This window comes from Amphritea sp. (assembly GCF_048266285.1).
Classification (GTDB): domain Bacteria; phylum Pseudomonadota; class Gammaproteobacteria; order Pseudomonadales; family Balneatricaceae; genus Amphritea.
The window spans coordinates 416,742-437,736 of record NZ_JBLWZV010000001.1 but is presented as its reverse complement, the minus strand read 5'-3'; the positions used below and the strand labels follow the sequence as shown (position 1 = coordinate 437,736).

General features: G+C 48.4%; 21 protein-coding genes. 10 read left to right on the top strand and 11 right to left on the bottom strand.

What is annotated here, in order from left to right; translation table 11 throughout:
- Positions 1-40 precede the first annotated feature (40 nt).
- Together bamC and dapA are read right to left on the bottom strand one after the other, a co-directional pair.
- Entirely contained in the window at positions 41-1,444 is a 1,404-nt protein-coding gene (bamC, locus tag ACN0T0_RS02110; protein ID WP_417222690.1) for an outer membrane protein assembly factor BamC, read from the bottom strand.
- 18 nt (positions 1,445-1,462) lie between these two features.
- On the bottom strand, positions 1,463-2,338 hold the full coding sequence (gene dapA / locus ACN0T0_RS02105) for a 4-hydroxy-tetrahydrodipicolinate synthase (RefSeq protein WP_417222687.1): 876 nt from the start codon (positions 2,336-2,338) through the stop codon (positions 1,463-1,465).
- Between the two features lie 226 nt (positions 2,339-2,564).
- Between dapA and ACN0T0_RS02100 the strand changes: the two genes are divergently transcribed.
- Complete coding sequence (locus tag ACN0T0_RS02100; RefSeq protein WP_417222686.1) at positions 2,565-3,032, top strand: peroxiredoxin; 468 nt, start codon at positions 2,565-2,567, stop codon at positions 3,030-3,032.
- A 112-nt stretch (positions 3,033-3,144) separates the two neighbouring features.
- Here the strand turns inward: ACN0T0_RS02100 and ACN0T0_RS02095 are convergent, their stop codons facing one another.
- The 3 genes from ACN0T0_RS02095 to ACN0T0_RS02085 all read right to left on the bottom strand — a co-directional run bounded on the left by ACN0T0_RS02095 (position 3,145) and on the right by ACN0T0_RS02085 (position 5,674).
- Positions 3,145-4,158: a diguanylate cyclase domain-containing protein gene (locus tag ACN0T0_RS02095; RefSeq protein ID WP_417222684.1), complete on the bottom strand. Its 1,014-nt coding sequence runs from the start codon at positions 4,156-4,158 to the stop codon at positions 3,145-3,147.
- Between the two features lie 181 nt (positions 4,159-4,339).
- The gene (locus tag ACN0T0_RS02090; protein WP_417222681.1) at positions 4,340-5,425 is read right to left on the bottom strand and encodes an AI-2E family transporter; all 1,086 of its coding nucleotides are present in this window, start codon (positions 5,423-5,425) and stop codon (positions 4,340-4,342) included.
- A 12-nt stretch (positions 5,426-5,437) separates the two neighbouring features.
- Positions 5,438-5,674 (bottom strand): sulfurtransferase TusA family protein, encoded by a 237-nt coding sequence (locus tag ACN0T0_RS02085; protein ID WP_417222679.1) that lies wholly within the window; start codon positions 5,672-5,674, stop codon positions 5,438-5,440.
- A 120-nt stretch (positions 5,675-5,794) separates the two neighbouring features.
- Between ACN0T0_RS02085 and ACN0T0_RS02080 the strand changes: the two genes are divergently transcribed.
- The 4 genes from ACN0T0_RS02080 to ACN0T0_RS02065 all read left to right on the top strand — a co-directional run bounded on the left by ACN0T0_RS02080 (position 5,795) and on the right by ACN0T0_RS02065 (position 9,327).
- Positions 5,795-7,225 (top strand): M48 family metalloprotease, encoded by a 1,431-nt coding sequence (locus tag ACN0T0_RS02080; RefSeq protein ID WP_417222676.1) that lies wholly within the window; start codon positions 5,795-5,797, stop codon positions 7,223-7,225.
- Between the two features lie 329 nt (positions 7,226-7,554).
- Complete coding sequence (locus ACN0T0_RS02075; RefSeq protein WP_417222674.1) at positions 7,555-7,962, top strand: PilZ domain-containing protein; 408 nt, start codon at positions 7,555-7,557, stop codon at positions 7,960-7,962.
- Entirely contained in the window at positions 7,955-8,272 is a 318-nt protein-coding gene (locus tag ACN0T0_RS02070) for a hypothetical protein (RefSeq protein WP_417222672.1), read from the top strand. Before ACN0T0_RS02075 ends, ACN0T0_RS02070 begins: the two co-directional genes overlap by 8 nt.
- The gene (locus tag ACN0T0_RS02065) at positions 8,269-9,327 is read left to right on the top strand and encodes an AAA family ATPase (RefSeq protein WP_417222670.1); all 1,059 of its coding nucleotides are present in this window, start codon (positions 8,269-8,271) and stop codon (positions 9,325-9,327) included. The genes ACN0T0_RS02070 and ACN0T0_RS02065 overlap by 4 nt, the downstream gene beginning before the upstream one ends.
- A gap of 228 nt (positions 9,328-9,555) precedes the next feature.
- Here ACN0T0_RS02065 and ACN0T0_RS02060 read toward each other — a convergent pair whose 3' ends face one another.
- The 6 genes from ACN0T0_RS02060 to ACN0T0_RS02035 all read right to left on the bottom strand — a co-directional run bounded on the left by ACN0T0_RS02060 (position 9,556) and on the right by ACN0T0_RS02035 (position 16,027).
- Positions 9,556-10,842, bottom strand: coding sequence for a TRAP transporter large permease (locus ACN0T0_RS02060; protein ID WP_417222667.1), 1,287 nt, complete (start codon positions 10,840-10,842; stop codon positions 9,556-9,558).
- Positions 10,839-11,354 carry a TRAP transporter small permease gene (locus tag ACN0T0_RS02055; protein WP_417222664.1) on the bottom strand — a complete coding sequence of 172 codons (516 nt, stop codon included), beginning with the start codon at positions 11,352-11,354 and terminating at the stop codon, positions 10,839-10,841. Before ACN0T0_RS02055 ends, ACN0T0_RS02060 begins: the two co-directional genes overlap by 4 nt.
- A 103-nt stretch (positions 11,355-11,457) precedes the next feature.
- Positions 11,458-12,480 carry a TRAP transporter substrate-binding protein gene (locus ACN0T0_RS02050; protein WP_417222662.1) on the bottom strand — a complete coding sequence of 341 codons (1,023 nt, stop codon included), beginning with the start codon at positions 12,478-12,480 and terminating at the stop codon, positions 11,458-11,460.
- A gap of 85 nt (positions 12,481-12,565) precedes the next feature.
- Entirely contained in the window at positions 12,566-13,558 is a 993-nt protein-coding gene (locus ACN0T0_RS02045) for an aldo/keto reductase (RefSeq protein ID WP_417222661.1), read from the bottom strand.
- 41 nt (positions 13,559-13,599) lie between these two features.
- Positions 13,600-14,556, bottom strand: coding sequence for a Gfo/Idh/MocA family oxidoreductase (locus tag ACN0T0_RS02040; protein WP_417222659.1), 957 nt, complete (start codon positions 14,554-14,556; stop codon positions 13,600-13,602).
- Between the two features lie 250 nt (positions 14,557-14,806).
- Positions 14,807-16,027: a LysR family transcriptional regulator gene (locus ACN0T0_RS02035; protein ID WP_417222658.1), complete on the bottom strand. Its 1,221-nt coding sequence runs from the start codon at positions 16,025-16,027 to the stop codon at positions 14,807-14,809.
- A gap of 207 nt (positions 16,028-16,234) precedes the next feature.
- On the opposite strand from ACN0T0_RS02035, the gene ACN0T0_RS02030 reads away from it, so the two are divergent.
- The 5 genes from ACN0T0_RS02030 to ACN0T0_RS02010 all read left to right on the top strand — a co-directional run bounded on the left by ACN0T0_RS02030 (position 16,235) and on the right by ACN0T0_RS02010 (position 20,992).
- Positions 16,235-17,251 (top strand): amidohydrolase family protein, encoded by a 1,017-nt coding sequence (locus ACN0T0_RS02030; protein WP_417223379.1) that lies wholly within the window; start codon positions 16,235-16,237, stop codon positions 17,249-17,251.
- Between the two features lie 67 nt (positions 17,252-17,318).
- Entirely contained in the window at positions 17,319-17,996 is a 678-nt protein-coding gene (locus ACN0T0_RS02025) for a 4-carboxy-4-hydroxy-2-oxoadipate aldolase/oxaloacetate decarboxylase (protein WP_417222655.1), read from the top strand.
- Entirely contained in the window at positions 17,989-19,047 is a 1,059-nt protein-coding gene (locus ACN0T0_RS02020) for a 4-oxalomesaconate tautomerase (RefSeq protein WP_417222653.1), read from the top strand. The genes ACN0T0_RS02025 and ACN0T0_RS02020 overlap by 8 nt, the downstream gene beginning before the upstream one ends.
- Before the next feature lie 47 nt (positions 19,048-19,094).
- Positions 19,095-19,967: an amidohydrolase family protein gene (locus ACN0T0_RS02015; RefSeq protein ID WP_417222651.1), complete on the top strand. Its 873-nt coding sequence runs from the start codon at positions 19,095-19,097 to the stop codon at positions 19,965-19,967.
- Between the two features lie 281 nt (positions 19,968-20,248).
- Positions 20,249-20,992 carry a siderophore-interacting protein gene (locus tag ACN0T0_RS02010; protein WP_417222649.1) on the top strand — a complete coding sequence of 248 codons (744 nt, stop codon included), beginning with the start codon at positions 20,249-20,251 and terminating at the stop codon, positions 20,990-20,992.
- Positions 20,993-20,995: the final 3 nt, after the last annotated feature.

Genomic DNA, 20,995 nt, shown 5'->3' with positions numbered 1-20,995 from the left:
ATCTATTACCTAGCAGAACTAGGTAGCGGCGTTTAACCGATCAGATCTTCTCTTTAATCTGCCAGAGAATCTCATCGGCAACCACAGCCGGTGCTGAATAACCATCAGGTGTTTTGACGGTCAGGAAGACACCATTAGCAGTACGATTCATATGCAGCTTATACTGCCCCACATGCTCATACTTACCAGAGTCATCATTATAGACGCCATCCTGCTCACTCCCGAAGACGTACAGCACTTCACCGCCAAACCAGATTTTGAAGCCCTTACGATTAGCAGCATCATCTTCATTACCATCGATACTGTAAATCTCTTCTGCCACATCGCCTACATCACCAGCTTGCTCTACACTCGCTTCTGTAGCGTCCTTAGCACTGTAAAAGGGCCCATCGCCTGGGTTTCTATCATCAAAACCAAACGCTCGACCAAAGCTACCGGTATCGAAGGTAATTTTTTTACGGTCGGAGTGCAGCCATTCAAAGAAGCCCATTTTTTCAACATCATCGAATGGTGTTGAAGTGGTGTACGTCATATAGATCACACCCGTTTGCTGGTCACGGGTACCCACATCTAGGTCAGTCTTATCGATGGCCTGATTGATCTGCGCCCAAGCCTGATCAACCGGAACCGTAATCTTCAGTGCCGGGAAGCCATTCGAGTCACGACCCATCTGCGGTAGATTATTCTGCTGGCGACGCAGCTCAAGCATACTCATGCTTTCAGCATTACTGGTCGACTTACTCAGATAGCGCAGCATTTCAAACATCATATCGGTTTTGTAACCAACATCTGCCGCATCTTCAGACCAGCTTACCGGCTGATCTTTTTCATCCTGAGATACCCGTACATGCTGCATAGCGATAGTGGTACGATTAAAGTCATCTGCAACGGGACGCACAGATACCCGCAGTTTATCGCTAACAGGACCTTCAATGTCTTGGAAGGTCAGCCGTTTGATCATGCTATCGACAAAGCTCAGCTCTTCGCCATCGACATCAATCCAATCGGTTTCGATAATCCCTTCCTGAGGCGCTGATTTAGCTAGGGCAACATTATTGAAACGCCAGAAATCCTGCAATTGAACCCAGACATCGCCAATAGGCTCATCAACCACAAGGATTTTATCGCCATCCTGTCGCTTCAGATTAACTGTACCGCTGCCTGCATCCGCATAGAAAAACTCAGGACGAGGCACCTCAAAGGCACTACTACGCTGCGAAGCTGTCTGTCCGGCACTCGGTATATCCAAACTGTCTTGCATCGCTTTAGAACGTGCTTGAATAGAAGGCGGTAACTCGAGCCGTTTAGTTGCCTGCGCCTCTTCGTAGTTTTGGCTGCGATCGTTAATAATTCCGTTCTCACCGTAAATCGGGTTTGAGTAGGAACCACATCCAGCAATACTCAACACAGCTGCTGCCAGAGGCAACAAGGCAATTATTCTCATTATGCTCGTCCGTTAGTTTCAGATAATTTCGCAGGCTTTCAGCGCTTCACGCACCTGATTGTGGAATGGCTCAGACAAGACTGTCAGCGGTAAACGAATACCCAGCCCGATCAAGCCCATTTCAGCAACGGCCCACTTCACCGGAATAGGGTTCGACTCAACAAACATCGCTGTATGCAGCGGCATGAGCGCAGTTTGCATAGCACGCGCAGCTTCCGCTTCACCGGCAATCGCTAAGCGACACAGCTCACCCATCTGCGCAGGTGCCACGTTGGCGGTCACGGAGATATTACCATCACCACCAAGTAACATTAGCTCAACGGCGGTGCCGTCATCACCAGAATAGATAGCAAACTCTTTTGGCGCCGCATCAATCAAGGTTTTAGCGCGGTCTAAATCACCCGTCGCTTCTTTAATACCAATAATGTTAGGTATCTCTGCTAAACGTAATACCGTTTCAGGTAACATGTCACAGGCAGTGCGACCCGGCACGTTATAAAGGATTTGTGGAATATCGACGGCTTCGGCAACAGTTTTGAAATGCAAATACAGACCTTCTTGGGTCGGCTTATTGTAATAAGGGGTCACTAACAAACAGGCATCGACACCGACGCTCTTTGCAGCTTCTGTTAGCTCAATCGCTTCTCTGGTGGAGTTCGCACCGGTTCCGGCAATCACAGGAATGGCACCGCTAACACGATCGACCACCCGTTTAATAACCTGACAATGCTCATCACAGCTCAATGTTGCCGATTCGCCACTTGTACCTACAGCGACAATTGAGTCGGTGCCCTTTTCCAGATGAAAATCGACCAGCTTATCCAGTGCGTCCCAATCGACCTCACCGTTTGAATTCATCGGGGTAACAAGAGCAACAATGCTGCCAGTAATCATCATGGTCTCCATCAAGAGGTGTACAGTATGGTCCTATGGTACTTGCCCGCGTTTTGCGGCTCAACCCATTTCAGCTCAAGAAGTTAGCGTAATCTGAATATTCAAAAAACGGTGTCTACAGGGGCTGCCAAAACTGTGTAATCTGTTATCGTATAAAAAGCGTATCATTCTAACTGATCTCTATCCGATAAGCGTAGTATTTAAGCCCGATTTTTAAGGAAAATGCATGAGCCAGCCTACAATTGATCAACCAGTAACCGACTTCACCGCAGCAGCCACTAGCGATACCACTGTGACGCTATCAGAACTCAAAGGTTCCAACGTGGTCATTTATTTCTATCCGAAGGACAGCACCCCCGGCTGCACCACCGAAGGTCAAGATTTCCGTGATATGTTCAGCCAATTCGAAGCGGCCAACACATTGATATTTGGTGTTTCACGGGATGGCATGCGCGCCCATGAAAATTTCAAAGCAAAGCAATCATTCCCTTTTGAGCTGATTAGCGATCCGGACGAAGCATTGTGCAAACTATTCGATGTGATCAAGCTTAAGAAACTGTATGGCAAAGAACATATGGGTATCGAACGCAGCACCTTTTTGATTGATGCCGAAGGGGTATTACGAAAAGAGTGGCGCAAGGTAAAAGTTAAAGAGCATGTCGCCGAAGTACTTGAAGCCGCACAAGCACTTTAATCACTGATCAACTAAAACACCAGCGCAATAAAATTGCGCTGGGTTGATACCGATATTCTTGGTATAAGTTTGAGTATCAAAACAAAACGTTCACTTAAACGAACCTTATGCCTCAAGCCTTATTAAACTTGGCTTTATCTTGGTACATCGACTGATCGGCTCGCTGAAACAGAGCATCCATCGTTTCACCTGTTTGGTATTCAACCACCCCAAAACTGCAACTGAGATCGATATCATTGACGAAGCGTGTTGCGCCTATCACGGCTCTTAATTTCAGCGCCACATTTGAGGCTTGCTCAAGATCAGAGCACGGTAGAAGAATTAAAAATTCATCACCACCCCAACGCGCTAAACAATCAATGCTCTGCAAATTCGCTGCAATCGTTTTAGCAAGAACAACCAACACCTCATCACCGGCATTGTGTCCATGCGTATCATTGATACGCTTGAAATGATTAATATCGAAAAAGATCAATGATAACGGGTGGCTGTAACGCTGCGAACGCGCCACTTCTTTGGCTAACTCGATATTTACTTTTTCACGATTAGCGATTTGCGTTAACACATCGGTGTGGGAGAGTCTTTCAACATTAACCACCTGCGCTTGCAGCTGGTTATTTTTACCTTCTAATTCCTTAGCTTTATGGGCGAGCAGTTTTTCTAAGGTTTTATTACCCTCCTGAAGCAAGCGCATCTGTGTCTGCAATGCTTGTTCGGCGACTTTGCGGGCATGAATATCATGATGGGCGCCCATCAAACGGGTCACTATGCCCTCTTCATTCCGCGTTACTGCTTGCGCTCGATCTTCGATCCACAGATAACTACCATCACTTTTTTTACATCGATATTCAATATGGTAGGTGTCACTTTGGCCCCGTATATACTGTTCGATATGCAGCATAACCTGAGGGTATTCATCAGGATGGATGATCTCTTCCCATGTAAACACATCGGCCAGCAATGTCCCGACAGGATAACCGAGCATACGGTACCAACCGGGGCTACGAACCACATAACCGGTCTCCGCGTTCCAATCCCAACTACCCTCGACGATCAGATCAATGATGGTATTCAGCGTCAAATCGGCATCATCTACCGTATCGTGTTCATACGTTTTATAGGGCATATTGGTATCACTTTTCATAACAACAGCATATCAATAATGGCCAGAAGACAACCGAACTACCCCAAGACTATTCACGCGTACCCGCTTAAATCTCATCGCTACCAGCCATAAAGATACCAACCTCTGATCTTCAATTGACAACATTATGGCTAGACTATGACACATCAAAGCAAAGCTCAAATCACTTGGTCTCAGCACTTTGATCATCTTGGATAAATGCATGACTCTTAGGCCAAGCATTGAGAATCGCTTTAATCAAGGTTGCCAACGGAATCGCAAAAAACACACCCCAGAATCCCCAGATGCTACCAAAAACCAGCACGGCGATGATAATAGATACCGGATGTAAATTGACCGCTTCAGAGAACAATAGCGGCACCAGCACATTACCATCAAGTGCCTGAATAATGCCGTAGGCTAACATCAGATACCAAAATTCATTCGTCCAGCCCCATTGAAAAAATCCAATCAAGGCGACCGGCAAGGTAACCAAGGCCGCACCGATATAAGGAATTAGCACCGACAACCCCACCATAATCGCCAACAAAGCCGCATAATTAATACCCAGCAAAGCAAATGCAGCATAAGTCACCGAGCCGACGATCAAAATCTCAATCACTTTACCCCGAACATAGTTGGCAATTTGCTGATCCATCTCAGTCCAAACTTGAGTCAACATCGCTTTTTTCTGAGGCAGAAAGGAAACCCACCAGCGGACCAAATTGCTGCCATCTTTCAAAAAGAAAAACACCAGAATCGGCACTAAAACAACATAGATCAGCAGCGCGATCAGCCCAGTAATCGAGCTTAGAGAATACGTCACCACCATCTGCCCCAGCTTTCTCAATTCAGCGGTAGCTAGGTCGATTATCTGTGTGATCTGCGTTTCCGAGAACACATCTGGATATTGCTGCGGTAACAACAACAAAACCTCTTTCGCTTGGGTCACCATACCGGGCAGTTCATTAAACAGATTCACTGATTGCTTCCATGCCAACGGCATAATAAACAGTAACAACGACAGTAACGCGCCAATAAATAACGCAAAAACGAGTAACACCGAGGCGAGATGCGGCACCCGGTGCTCTTTTAACCAGACGATCATACCTTGCATCAGAAATGCCAAGATAATACTGGTGAAGACCGGTGTCAGTGCCTGCCCTAGATAGAGAATGACCCCAAGTGCGGAGGCGAGGAGCACCAACAAAAGCAACACCTCTTCATTCGAGAAGTAGTTGTCGATCCATTTATTAAAAATCTTTCTCACGCTGTGCTCCCTTTAGCTGCGCTGGATGATATAGGTATAGCGACCATCTTCGCTGAACGATTCCAACATTTGATGGTCTGACTGATCGATGAAGGCCTTAAAATCCCGCTGTGAACCAGCATCCGTGGCAACCACTTTGAGAATGCTACCCGACTCTAGCTTATGTAACGCTTGCTTGGCTTTCAATAAAGGCAACGGACAATTCAGTCCGCAGGTGTCGAGTTGTTCGTCCCAGTGGGTCTCAGTCATGAAAAAGTTCCAGATACAGATAAGAGGTCAGCAATATATACCAAAAAACGGGGTATTATAAACCACAATTACACTTAACTCTTTCTGTGGCCATAGAAACTCAGCTAAAGGATCATTAATTTGCGTACCGGACTTTCACGATACCTGCTAGCAGGCATCCTATCAATCAGCCCTGTCTCGCTCATTCAGGCTGACGACCTACCCCTAATCGCTAACAGCTCTTCGACCATCTCGCTTGATCAGGAGTATCAACTCGGTCGAACTTGGGCTCGTATGCTACGTGGTAGTGCCCCTGAATACGGTGACCCTCTGCTGGTCAACTATATCGATGGATTACTGTGGAAAATCGCCGCCAACAGCCAGCTACAGGATCACCGCCTCGACCTAATCGTACTCGACACTCCCGTACTTAACGCGTTCGCGGTTCCCGGAGGCGTTGTCGGCATAAATGCGGGTCTATTTCTTGGCGCCCAAGATGAGCAAGAGTTTGCATCGGTTATTGCCCACGAGCTTGCCCACCTTTCGCAACGCCATTATGCACAGCAGTTAGAAGAGAGCCGTCGCAACACCCCTTTACTCTTAGCGGGTATCTTAGCCAGTATCTTGATTGCCAGCGCCGATTCTCAAGCTGGCATGGCCGGCATCACCTCATCCATGGCGGCAGGACAACAATCAAGCATCAACTTTACCCGTCGTAATGAGCAGGAAGCCGATCGTATTGGCATGTTAAACATGGTCAATTCCGGTTTTGACCCCTATGCGATGCCACGGATGTTCTCCCGGCTACAACGCGCGAGCCGGTTTTTGGGACAAAAGCCTCCCGAGTTTCTGCTGACCCACCCGGTCACCGAATCTCGTATTGCCGATGCGGAAAACCGTGCTGGCCAACTAACAAAACCCGCCTTCAAACAACAGAGTTATGAATATCAGCTGTTAAAGAAACGCGTCGAAGTACATTATGCTAGCGACCTGAACCAGTTGATTAAAGGCTATCAAGTCAGCGCATCAGACGACCAGTTAAGTGCTTACGGACTAGCATTAGCGTTAATTAAAAAAGGCGACTACGACCAAGCAGAGAAGGCTCTGGCTAAACTGCCCGATAACTTACAACGCCACCTTTACATCCGCCTGACCTATGCTGAACTCGCCCTCGCCGCTGGCAAACACCAACAAGCTCTGCAGCAGATGGAGCAATTAATTCAGCTTTATCCAGACAGTTATCCCGTTAGCCAGCGCTATGCAAAAGCACTTAGCGCAAATCGTCAGTACAAAAAAGCGGCTCGCATTCTCAGCGAACTCAGTCAGCGTTTCCCGTCCAATAGCTATATCTGGTATGAACTAGCAGAAGCCTATGGGCTAGCCGGCAATACCCTTGGGGTTCACGAAGCTCGCTCAGAGTACTTCCTACTTACCGGATCAACCGATAAAGCCCTTCGTCAGATAGACTTCGCCCTGCGGGAAAAAAATCTTTCCAGCAGCGATATCGCCAGACTCGAAGAACGTAAACGGGAAGCCGAACGGGTTAGAGAGCAGATAAAAAACTCACTCTAGGCGCTTCCAACAGAATCATCTGGGCACCACAGCGCCCGAATTCCGCTTAAGCGGCATCGGGCAAACCTCCCCAACAAAACTCAGCATGCATACCCATTTTAAGAGGTGTCTTGCTTGTGCTACTACCTAATTACTGCTTTGATTACCTTATTGATACTGTTTAAAGATTGGCGTTACAGCACCGATTTATCACCGCTGACTGCCCGTCAGTCGGTTATATAACCGATGCCTAGTAGTCGAACTCGCTAACCTATCGCTTAACAAGCGATAGAAAAATAGTCATTATTCATAGCAGTACGGAAAAGACAGATGTACAACGAGGCTAAGCAATGAAATTAACACTTGATGATACGCTGGAATTTGAAGAAATTTCACCGGACTCAGACTCGATACTCGTTTCACGAAAGTCATACCGTATTCCGGTTAAAGACCGCCAAACCTCCTCACTGATCACCAATGGCTCAACCTATCCGCTACTCGATATCAGTGTTGAAGGGGTCTGTATTGGTATCGATGCCACGGCGCCCCTCACCTCTTCTGATATCTCGCCAGAATGCAAAATCGTGCTCGGACAAGAGCAATTTAACGGACTAGTTGGCGAGGTAGTACACTCCTCCCTCGATGAGAACGGTAATTGGATCTGTGGTATTCAGTGGCAGAATATGGATAACGACACCGTTCAATCCTTAGAACACGCCCTGCTCGGCCTGCGCAAAGAGATCTTCGACGATGCCTGATTATAAGAATCTGGATATTATGGGTTTATTACTCAGCGAAGAGGTCGATGACAATATCGATGAACTTCAACAACTGAATAATTTTATTTTTTGCGATAGCGAAGAGACAGCGACAAAAGCTGCACCTAAAGATCAGGGCGAACTGATTTGGGAAACCGAAAATGATCAGTTTGCGATCCATGCTTGGAAGTTAAAGGGCAAAATCAGCCTTAAGTTTATCACTAAGTCGAAAACTAACGTCTCAGTAGAAAGGCTCGCTAAGGTGGCATTAAATGCCATTTTGGAAGACCTTAAGAAGGCTAACCCATGACCATTATTGTTTGCCCAAACTGTTCGCGTAAGCATCATGCCGATACCAGTCGTTTCGCCGAGAAAAAAAGGTTTGTTGTACGCTGCAAAGCCTGTGAACACAAGTTCATCATTAACCTTGATCATAGCGGTGTTGTCCTACCCGATGCCGAAACCGCCGCGACAGCTAAGCCGACAGCGCCGGTAATCCCCACGGTTAACGCTGCGCCTCAACTGGCGGAAGCGCCTAGCGCTACACCGAGTACGCATAAAACGCCGCGTAAAATCTGTGTCTCTTTGAGTAAAGGCGGCGTGGGCAAAACCACCACTGCGGTTAACCTCAGCGCCGGCTTAGCGATGGCTGGATATAAGGTTTTATTAATCGATACGGATACCCAGGGTCAATCTTCATTTATGTTGGGTAAAAAACCGCCTGCAGGATTAACTGAATTACTCACCGGTGAGCTGACGCCGAAAGAGACCATTGTTCAGGCGAGACCCAACCTCTGGCTACTCGGCGGTGGCCGCTCTTTAGCAGGCGTTAAACGAATTATCGATAAAAAAAGTTTTGGTTCTGAATGGACCCTATCCGAAGCGATGGAAGAGATTGATAAGGCCTACGATTTTGTCATTATCGATACCTCACCTGGGTGGGATCAACTGACGGTGAATGTGCTATTTTACGCCACCGAAGTGCTCACACCGGTATCACTCGAAGTCATGTCGCTACATGGCTTGGCCGAATTTACTAAAAATCTCCATGCGATCAAAAAATACAAAGATATCGATCTTAATTATATTTTGCCAACCTTTCTCGACACCCGGGTGGAGCAACCTAAAAACATCTACCGTAAGCTCCAAAGCCTCTATGATGACAAGGTATGCACTCCCATACGCTACGACGAGCAACTGAGCCGCTCACCTTCACACGGTGAAACTATCTTTGAGTTCCTACCCGACGGCGATGGTGCCGCCGATTATGCTGCACTGGTACGTACCATCACTCAAGATAAAACTATTTTACTCGGTGGTATTAAAGGAAAAGGTAAAGATGACACTGTGATTCCATCACTCTAGCCCGCCTAGCAGCGAAGCTTGATTCCAAGCGCGTTCGCAGCGCACTGACCCAAAGAAAGCTCATCCGGTAACAGCAAACCTCAAGCCAAAGAGGTTTGCGTTTTTCCATATACACTCACCACAGACAAAAAAAGCGCTGACGTTAGTCGCCAGCGCTTTTCTATTTAGGCTGCACCTAAGGCAGCAACCCTATCAAACAGTCTCAATACTTAGCTTCATTCAGTGCTGTTACAGCAGCCCCAATGCCAGAACCGGGAATGCAATAATCAATCCCAAGCGCACGATATCGGATAACACAAAGGGGAACACGCCTTTGAAGATTTCCTTCAGCGGTATCTCAGGAGCAACCGATTTTATCACGAACACATTCATCCCAACGGGCGGAGTGATAAGCCCTAACTCCACGGTGATGACCGCAATAATACCAAACCAGATAGGGTCAAAGCCGGACGCTTGAATCAGTGGGTAGACCACCGGTACGGTTAATAGCAGCATAGCAATACTGTCCATTACGCAGCCAAGTACGACAAACAGCAGCAGCACACAGAACAGCACCATATAGGGAGATAGTTGTAAGCTTTCGACCAACTCTACCAGCGAAAACGAGATACGTGATACCGAGAGGAAATAACCAAAGATCTCTGCGCCGATAATCATAAAGAAGATCATTGCTGACATAAATAAGGTTTCTTCTACCGCTTCTTTAAACTGCTGGAACTTCATACCCCGGAAAATAGCGATAAAGAAAGTACCCGCCGCACCGACCGAAGCCGCTTCAGTGGGCGTAAAGAAGCCGGTATAGATGCCACCGATAATCAAGGCAAAAACACCGGTAAAGGGTGCTAGCCCTTTCAAGCCGACAACTTTCTCCATCAAGGTAGTTTTTTTACCCGGTTGAGCTAAGTGTGGAAAAAGAAACACCACAATCGCGATAGTGACACAGTAGAGCGCCAAGCCCAGTAAGCCCGGAATCACACCGGCAATAAACATCTCACCTACAGATTGCTCCGTAATCAGTGCGTAGAGCAGCAGCGCAATCGAGGGCGGAATCATAATACCCAGAGTACCACCGGCGGCCAGTGTGCCTGATGCCAGCGATTTAGCGTAACCATTCTTTTCCATTTCAGGCAGTGCAACGCGCGACATACTTGCCGCCGTGGCCAAAGAGGAACCAGATATCGCCGAGAAAATACCACAGGAGGTCACTGCCGCCAGCGCCATCCCACCACGCCAGCTACCAAACAGTGTGCGCGCACCTTCAAAAAGCTCCTGCGACATCTTTGCTTTTGAGGCAAAAACACCCATCAGGATAAACATAGGAATCGGACTAAAGCTATAGTTCGATAGTGTTTCAAACGGGCCACTATCCAAGATAGATAACGCCGGTTCAAAGGCAACAATCCAACCAAAGCCAATAAAACCGGTCATTGCCATCGCGAGTGCGATGGGCATACGAACGGCAATCATCACCAACATACCGATGATACAGATAAAGCCAATAAGTGATCCGCTCATGACTGATGCCCCTCGTGACGGAAGAAAAACAGACGAAGACTAATCAGCAATGCCGCTAGCGCTAAAAAAGCCGTGGCAAAGGAGGTAATCGCATACAAATAACTCAGAGGAATCAATAGATCCTGAGTTGTTTCACCCGACATCTCAGCCTGTCCTATCGCATGATAGAAACGATAACTCATGCCACCACCGAGCATCACAAAGCCCAGCATGTAAAACCCTTCAAGCCATGCCTTAGCCCGCTCGGAAAAATTTTCAGTAAACAGATCAACAATCACCTGTGAACGTCCCACTGAATACGGCAGAGCAAATACGACCATTAACAACAAGCCATATTTAATCAATTCGACACCACCAATAAAGGTCAGATCAACCGAGCCATCGGTCGCTTTAAACAGCGCCCGGGTCAGCACATCTGCCAAGGTGATAAACATCATAGAGACAAGAATGGCGCCGCTGATCACATGCATTGCATGGGTAATACGATCAAACAGCCGGCTGAATGCCATCATAAACTACTCCATTAACCGGAATAAAAGAGAGGAAGCCCAGTCTAAACACCGACTAGGCCCCTGTCCGACTACCCTATACGAATAGCCGGAACGGAGGTCAAACTTAGTTGCAGCTCGCAGACAACGCTTGAGCGCGGGCATACACCTGACGTGCAGGCAAACCTTTTGCTTCCAAGTCTGCTAGGTAATTTTCAGTCGCAGCATCCAGCACCGGTTTCCACGCAGGGTTTTCACTTCCACCTTCAACGGTGTAGATCTCATGGCCGAGTTCAACCGCCTGAATACGCCCTTTCAAGTCCAGATCATCAAACACTTTAGCGGCAATTTGCGACCATTCAGAACCAGAGTTGTTATCCAGCACCTTTTGCAGATCGGCAGGCATACTGTTATAAACACTTTTATTCATCGTCATGACAAAAGCGGTAGAGTACAAACCACCCACTTCGGTATGCTTCGGCGTCAACTCATTGATACGGAAGACTAGTTGACCTTCCCATGGCAGAGCAACACCGTCGATAACGCCCCGCTGAACCGATTGATACGACTGCGGCGCTGGCATACCCACAGGCTTAGCACCTAAGCCGTCTAACATATTGGCAACGACCGTAGATGGACGGCGAATACGTAAGCCACTCAGATCAGCCGGTTCCTTAACCATTTTCTCCGTGGTATGAATGTGCCCCTGACCATGGGTAAAAAGAAACAGCGGCTTAGTATCTTTAAACTCAGCAGCAATCAGCCCTTCATCATAGAGGCTTTCCAGCACACATGAACCATTGGCAGCGTTCTTAGCAATACCCGGCAGTTCAACCACCTGACTCAGCGGGAAGCGGTTAGCCGTGTATCCCAGTACGGTGAGTGTGACATCAGCAATACGGTTTTTAACCGCATCGTACTGTGCTGGCGGTTTAGCCAGCGTTGATGAAGGATAAACCTCTACGTCGATACGACCATCGGATTCAGCTTCAACTTTATCAGCCCATTTCTGTGCGATATTTTTATGCTGTCCTGAAACCGGTGGAAAAAAATGTGCCAAACGCAATGTGTATTCAGCAGCCTGCGCCGGTGCCTGAACCATCATGGCAGCAGTCAATGCCATTGCAGCCGTAAACATTGGCTTTTTCATGTGAGACTCCTCAGTCTAAATTTGGTAAAACATTCAATTTTTCAGGTCTAATTATTATGGGGTCAAACGAGCAGAGAGCTGTTGGTTAGCAAAACTCTTCAGTATCAATCTCAGCCTGAGTGGCCGGGTTATAACGATGACCAACAACCGTTTGCTGATTGATAAGTTGATCAAGCTGAGCAGATGCTTCAGCACTCAAGGAGCACTCAACGGCGCTGATATTTTCTTTTAAATGATCCAAGTTTGTGGTGCCTGGGATCGGAATAATGTTGTCACCCTGAGCTAACAACCAGGCAAGCGAAAGTTGCGTCAAGGTCATATTTTCGGCCTTAGCCACCTTTTCCACTTGATCAAGCAATTGCAGGTTTTGCGCATAGTTCTCAGGCGAAAAACGCGGCATCCCTCGGCGAATATCTTTCGCTTCTAGCACGCTGACATCCTTCAATTTACCTGTCAGAAAAGCCCGCGCTAATGGACTAAAGGCAACAAAGGATGCGCCCAACTCACGGCACGCCGCCAAGATGGCAATTTCAGGATTACGGGTCCAGAGGGAGTATTCTGTCTGAACAGCGGCAATTGGATGGACTTTATGGGCTTTACGCAGCGTATCCGCCGACACTTCAGATAAACCAATCTCGCGAATTTTTCCGGCCGCCACGAGGTCAGAGAGAGCCCCAACGCTGTCTTCGATCAGCACATTACGATCCCAGCGATGTAAGTAATACAGGTCAATAACATCGGTTTGCAGGCGACGCAGACTGTCTTCACAGGTTTTCGTAATTACCTCAGGACGACCATTTATTTCACGTACACCCGCATCATTCTTGAACATGCCGCATTTACTGGCCAAGACAAATTCATTGCGGCGCCCTTTGAGCACTTTACCAAGCAGAGTCTCATTATTACCGAAGCCATATAGCGCGGCGGTATCCAGCATGCTGTAACCAAGGTCGAGTGCCTGCAGCAAAATTTGCTCAGCCGCCTTTTCAGAAGGCGGCGTGCCATATGCATGTGACAGGCTCATGCAGCCTAAGCCTATCGGCGAACATTCAAACGAGCCTAGTTTGCGGGTATTCATACCACCGTATCTCCTGCTGTGTTGATATTTCGTTAAGCAGCTTACTCGGCTGCTTGCAAACACTTCTCGAGGCTGTCGAGGGTTTCCATCGCGGGGTAGCACTGGCTCAGGCTTGAATTAGGTTCACGCCCTTCACGAATAGCCGCAAAGAATTCGCGGTCCTGCAGCTCAATACCGTTAAACGACACAGCAACACCGGAAAGGTCAACCGGATTACCTTTACCGTCCTCTAAGTCATCATAACGAGCAACATAGGTGCCGTTATCACAGATATAGCGGAAGAATGTGCCGAATGGACCATCATTATTAAAGGACAGTGACAATGTACAGAGCGCACCACTCGGCACTTTCATGCCGATACTCATATCCAGGGCAATCCCTAAATCAGGGTGCACCGGCCCCTGCATGGCTTGCACTTGGTTAGCGGTTTCACCGGTCTGATATTGGAACAGATCAACCGTGTGGCAGGCGTGATGCCATAGTAGGTGATCGGTCCATGAACGAGCTTCACCCTTAGCATTGGTGTTAGTACGACGGAAGAAATAGGTTTGCACATCCATCTGCAAGACCTTCAGCTCACCCGCTTGGACTTTATTATGAATCCACTGATGGCTTGGGTTAAAGCGACGGGTATGCCCCGCCATCGCGACTAATCCAGTTTCTTTCTGCAGCGAAACAATCTCTTTGGCATCGTCAATGTTATCGGCCATAGGGATCTCAGTTTGCACATGCTTACCAGCTTGCAGGCACTGCTTAACCTGCGCTGCATGCATCTGCGTTGGCGTCGCAAGAATAACGCAGTCAACGTCATCACGGGCCAAGCTTTCTGCCAGATCAGTGGTGTAATGAGGGATGTTATGTTCCGCAGCAAAAGCTTTAATTTTCTCTAAATTAGAACTACCAACAACCGAAACAACCTCTGCACCTTCAATTGCACTGATCGCTTCTAAGTGTTTCATGCCAAAGGCGCCTGCAGCACCGGCGATACATACTCTCATTGAATTTTCTCCAATTTGTCTCAACTATCTCTCTGACATAATGTTGTAAGACTACTCATCCATACGAACAAAACGACACGATTAAGGCAGTCGCAATATCATAGGTAATGGCGCAAACATTAGGCACAGAGACATTAATTAACTTATTAACTAACTTTAACTCGTATTATGACAAAACTATCATTGGTCAACCCGACTGGATAATCAATTAACCGAAACAGCTATTCAATTTTTGCATAGAGCTAATATTTTAAAGATCTTCAAGATCAATGCCATGATCTACGGCACTGAGAAGTTTTATGAACGCAGACTGCGTCGCTGTTGGTTTCCAACTGCTTCGAACCGTTAAACCAATGGGCCGATACGCGTGAGAAACCTCATAAGGAACCGCTTTAAAAACCCCCATCGAGAGTTCATGCTGAATCTGATGTTCGGATACCATCGTCAAACGGTCACTGCCGATTAACAACGCACGAATCAGTATCTGAGAACCGGTTTCAACCAACCGAGTGGGTACATCGAGCCCCGCTTCGGTGAAGGTGGATTCAAAAATAGTCCGGGTCGGGGTTCCTTTTCCCGGCACAACCCAAGGATATTGCTGCAAGGTTTTCAAGGTTACCTGCGGATCCCGACATAACGGATGGTCGGGTCTTGCCACGATCTCTACCGGCGAGGAAAACAGCTCTTCTTGCACCACATCATCAGCCGGCACCGGAAACCGCAAGGCGCCTAATAGTAGATCGATATCACCATGACGTAGATGAAACAACAGATCATCATAGGGACCATCATTGACCCGAATGCGAAAATCAGGAAAGCGCCGCGAAAACTCAATAATAGCCTTAGGTAATAAAGAGGTTCGCGCTAGCGGCATACTGCCGATCACCAGTTGACCGATCTCGCGATTATGTAATGCATCGACCTCATCACGCCCCTGACTAATCTCAGAAAACGCCAACTTACTGGCACGCGCCAAAGCCCGGGCCGCTTTACTTGAGCTGATTCCCGTACTAGTTTTCTCAAACAGCACCACCTCCAGCAACGCTTCCAGCTCCCGCGCAGCACGATGCAGGGATGACTGAGAGATACCTAGGTTACGCCCAGCAATACTAAAGTTATGCGCTTCGGAAACAGCGATTAACGCCCTTAACTGGGTGGTGGTTAGCATCTGTAAAAGATGTCCGGGTTGCAGCTTACTTCCCCCTAGCCGCACCGCCCCTTTAAGCCCTTCAAGAATCATATCCAGCGCGCGATTCACCCGCAGCGCAAACACTTCACCAGATTCACTGACGAACATGCCATCACTACGCCGATTAAATAACGAGGTGCCCAAAGCCACCTCAAGTTTAGCGATCGCCTGGGTAATGGCCGGTTGCGAGAGGAACACTCGTTCAGAGGCTTTACTAATACTTTTGCAACTAACAACTTCAAGAAAAACTCTGAGATGCCTTATATTCGGTACTTCAAACACAATTCAGGCCCTTTAAAAATTCACCCTTAAAACATAGCCTATCGCAAAAACTAATACCATCACTTTAAAAACTGAATAGCCACAAAGCAACTCGGTGGCATATCTTTAGGCTAACTTTACGGCTTTAAGTCAACGGGCAGAGTGCTCATAGCACCTATCCAGAAAACCGTGGCCGTACCACAACAACAAGGTATGAGAGAATCGAAGATGATTATCGACTGTCATGGACACTACACAACGACACCTCCCGGCGTTGGTGAATATCGCGAACAGCAAAAAGCAGCGGTTGCCAAAGACCCCTCTTTTAAAGGTGAAAAAGGCAAGGTGATCGTCAGTGATGACGAAATCATCGAAAGCATCGAGAACAACCAGTTACGTCTGCAGCAGGAGCGTGGTACCGATCTGACGATTTTCTCCCCCCGTGCGAGCTGGATGGGACACCATATCGGTAATGAATACACCAGCCAGTATTGGACCGAGCATCAGAACGACCTGATTAAACGGGTTTGCGATCTGTATCCTAAAAACTTCGCTCCTGTGGCGCAATTACCGCAATCACCGGGTGTTGATCCCGCTAAATCCGTAGCCGAACTGGTTCGCACCGTTGAACAGATGGGCTTTATCGGCTGCAACCTCAACCCCGACCCATCCGGTGGCCACTGGCAGGATGCTTCTTTATCAGACCGTTCGTTCTACCCGCTCTATGAAAAAATGTGCGAACTGGACGTTCCAGCCATGATTCACGTCAGCGCCTCGTGTAACGATTGTTTCCACACGACCGGCTCGCATTACTTGGGTGCGGATACCACCGGCTTCCAACAGTTAGTGATGTCTGACGTGTTTAAAGATTTTCCCGAGCTGAAGATTATTATTCCTCACGGTGGCGGCGCGGTACCGTATCACTGGGGTCGCTTCCGTGGCTTGATGCAAGATCAAGGCTATGAGCCACTGGAAATCTCCGCACTGAAAAACATCTACTTCGATACCTGCGTTTATCACCAAAAAGGGATCGATCTGTTGCTCGATATCGTACCAACTGAAAACATTCTATTCGCCTCCGAGATGATCGGTGCGGTGCGGGGTATTGACCCAGAAACCGGCCACTATTTCGATGATACCAAGCGCTATATCGACAATAACACGCAGTTGTCAGCCGAGCAGAAGTCGATGATTTTTGAAGGTAACGCACGACGGGTCTTTAGCCGTTTAAAGATTGTTGAATAATACCTGCTATTTGCGGCTAGCTGCCCCCCGGCTAGCCGTTTCCCGCTAATGATTCAGGAAAGCCGCTATGCAAGAGAATGTTGTTGTACAAAAGATTGAACGCGCCGACCCGGCCGTCATTGCAGCGTTGGGTAAGTGCGGTGTGGCCACCGTGCACGAAGCACAGGGTCGTCGAGGCTTATTAGCCGATCACCTGCGACCGATTCAGATGGATGTTACCATCGCTGGTTCCGCCATTACGATCTCCGGTGCTGCGGGTGATAACTGGATGATGCACGTCGCTATCGAACAGTGCCAAGCAGGTGACATCATGGTGTTTGCACCGACTTCACCCTCTAACTTTGGCTTCTTTGGTGATCTACTGGCAACCTCAGCGCAGTCTCGTGGCGTTGCCGGTTTGATTATTGATGCGGGCGTGCGAGATACCCGTGACCTGCGCAAGATGAACTTCCCTGTTTGGGCAAAACATATCTTCTCACAGGGCACCATCAAAGAGACCTTAGGATCGGTCAACATCCCGATGGCATGTGCGGACCAGATCATCAATCCCGGCGATATTATCATTGCCGACGATGATGGCGTGGTGGTAGTTCGTCGTGAAGAAGCCGAAGAAGTCCTTAGCGAAGCGCTGGCCCGTGAAGCACGGGAAGAAGACAAACGTGTACGCATGGCTAACGGTGAACTGGGGCTAGATATCTACAACATGCGCCCTCGCCTAAAAGAGAAAGGTCTAAAGTATGTCTAACTCTGTACGCTGTATGTGGATGCGAGGGGGCACCTCAAAAGGGGCTTACTTCCTCGCTGAAGATCTGCCTGCAGATACCGCCACCCGCGACCGCTTTTTACTACGCATCATGGGCTCACCCGATCCCCGTCAAATTGACGGCATCGGTGGCGCAGATCCACTCACCTCAAAGGTTGCCGTGGTTAAACGTTCGACACGGCCAGGTGTTGATGTTGACTACCTTTTTCTGCAGGTATTTGTCGATCAAGCAACCGTTACGGATGCACAAAACTGCGGCAACATCCTCGCAGGTGTTGGCCCTTTTGCCATCGAGCGCGGTCTTGTTACTGCGACTGAAAGTGAAACAGCGGTCGCCATTTATATGGAAAACACCGGCCAAACTGCGATTGAGCGGGTCGCTACCCCGAATGGCAAGGTTTGCTATACCGGCGACGCCCGTATTGATGGAGTACCGGGCACCGCGAGTGCCATTCCGGTAACGTTTCAAGATACCGCCGGATCAAGCTGCGGCGCGCTACTGCCTACGGGCAATCAGGTTGATATCATAGATGGTGTTCCCCTCACCTGTATCGATAACGGTATGCCTGTTGTGGTGATGCGTGCTGAAGACCTCGGCATTACTGGCACTGAAACACGGGAGCAGTTAGAACAGAACGAGGCACTAAAATCGCGCCTCGAAGGGATACGCTTGCAAGCGGGACCGATGATGAATTTAGGTGATGTGACCCATAAATCGGTGCCTAAAATGAGCATGGTCAGCCGGGCAACCCAAGGCGGTTCAATTTCGACCCGCACCTTTATTCCCCATCGTTGCCACGCATCGATCGGTGTTTTAGGTGCCGTCAGCGTCGCCACAGCCTGTATTCTGCCAGACTCGCCAGCTCACACGCTGGCAAGTATTCCGCCTGGATCCAGTAAAACCATGCCGGTCGAGCACCCCATCGGTGAGATGACTGTCATTCTTGAAATGAATGACCAGGGTGACACAGAAAGTGCTGCAATTCTGCGTACCGCCCGTAAACTATTTGATGGCGAAGTGTTTGCCGATTAAAACGCCATTAACACGGCCTTTGCCAACTAAAACAACAGGAATAAACAATGGACGCTGATTACCTTCCATTTCATGCAAGCCCAAGCAAGCCAACATTCACCGCCCCAGCCGGTGCGGTAGATGCTCATTGTCACGTATTTGGTCCGGCGGATAAATTCCCCTACCATCCGAAACGTAAATACACCCCTTGCGACGCCTCTAAAGAACAGTTATTCGCGTTGCGTGATTTCCTTGGCTTTGAGCGCAACGTTATCGTTCAGGCTTCCTGTCACGGCACTGATAACGCAGCCCTGCTCGATGCACTCAATACCGCGGGTGAACGTGCCCGTGGTGTGGCTGTAGTCGACCCAGCCATCAGTATGGAAGAGCTCGAAGCGATGCATCAAGCGGGCGTGCGCGCAGTACGCTTTAACTTTGTTAAACGCTTAGTCGACAGTACACCTAAAGAAGTGTTCCTCAGCGTAGCTGAAAAAATCAAACAGCTAGACTGGCATATTGTTGTCTATTTTGAAGCACCGGATCTGGAAGAGCTCATTCCTTTCCTTAAACAACTGGACACCACCATCGTGGTTGACCATATGGGTCGTCCCGATGTCGCTAACGGTGTCGATCATGAAGATTTCCAACGCTTTGTTAGTCTGATGGCTGACAACCCCAATATCTGGACGAAGGTAAGCTGCCCTGAGCGGCTGACACAACAAGCACCCGATTATAGCGATGTGGTTCCTTTTGCCCGCACCTTAGTTGAAAAATTCCCCGACCGCGTTCTCTGGGGCACCGACTGGCCACACCCTAATATGAAGTCCCACGTACCGGATGACGGTAAGTTAGTCGATGTAATCCCACACATTGCACCTACAGCAGCACTGCAACAGGCATTGCTGATAGACAACCCAATGCGCCTTTATTGGCAAAAATAAACCTCACCGATAACCATTGGTGCCGGTTTATACTGACGGTGTCCCTCACTGATACAGGCATTTGTATCAGTGTCAAAGGTCTCGCTTTTGAGGCCTTTTTTTATCTTCTCAGCTACAGTGGTTCGCGCCATCAAACAGCTTCAAAAACGGCAAGATCACGTTCAAGACCAAGGCTGATAAAAGATAGCCAACAATACCCTAGCATTTAAGTCGGGTATTTAATTTATCGGTTAATAATGTTACCGTTTTAACCATTACTTTCGATAATTTCCGGAGTTCCAATGGCCAAACCAATGCCTCGTCCGTTCACCGTTACATCAACGCACCTAATCAGCCCTAATATGCGGCGCATACGCTTATCGGGTGAGGCTATTGCCAACTACCCGGACGATGCTGAAGGCTGCTACGTTAAGTTAGTATTTCCTCAGGACAGCGAGTCAAAACCGCTGTTACGCACCTATACCATCCGCCAGATCGATTATGCCGCTCAGTGGATGGATCTTGATTTTGTTATCCATGCGGATGGAGGTCCTGCGTCCTGCTGGGCAGACAGTGCTAAAGCCGGTGATACACTCCATATCGGTGGCCCAGGCCCCGCTAAACGGATCAGTCTGCCGGCCGATTGGTTTCTGCTCGCAGGTGATATGACCGCGCTGCCAGCGATTGACAATAATCTTAAGCGCTTACCTGAAGATGCCCGCGGTTATCTGCTATTAGAAATCATTACTGAAGCCGATAAACAAGCCATAGACATCGAGACGATTCCAGCAGGACTTGAGGTCATCTGGATCCTCAACCCTCACCCAGGAGATCTGAAAAAATTTAGTGATGCGATATGCCAACTGCCTTGGCTTGAGGGGCAACCCTCTATCTGGGTTGCCGCCGAGTTAGATGAGGTCCTAAAGGCTCGCCGCCATATCAAAGCACAGCCGGCGATTGAAACAGGCAGCCTGTATATCAGCAGTTACTGGCAACATGGCATGACCGAAGATCGTCATAAAGTGGCCAAAAGAGAAAGCCTATAAGCC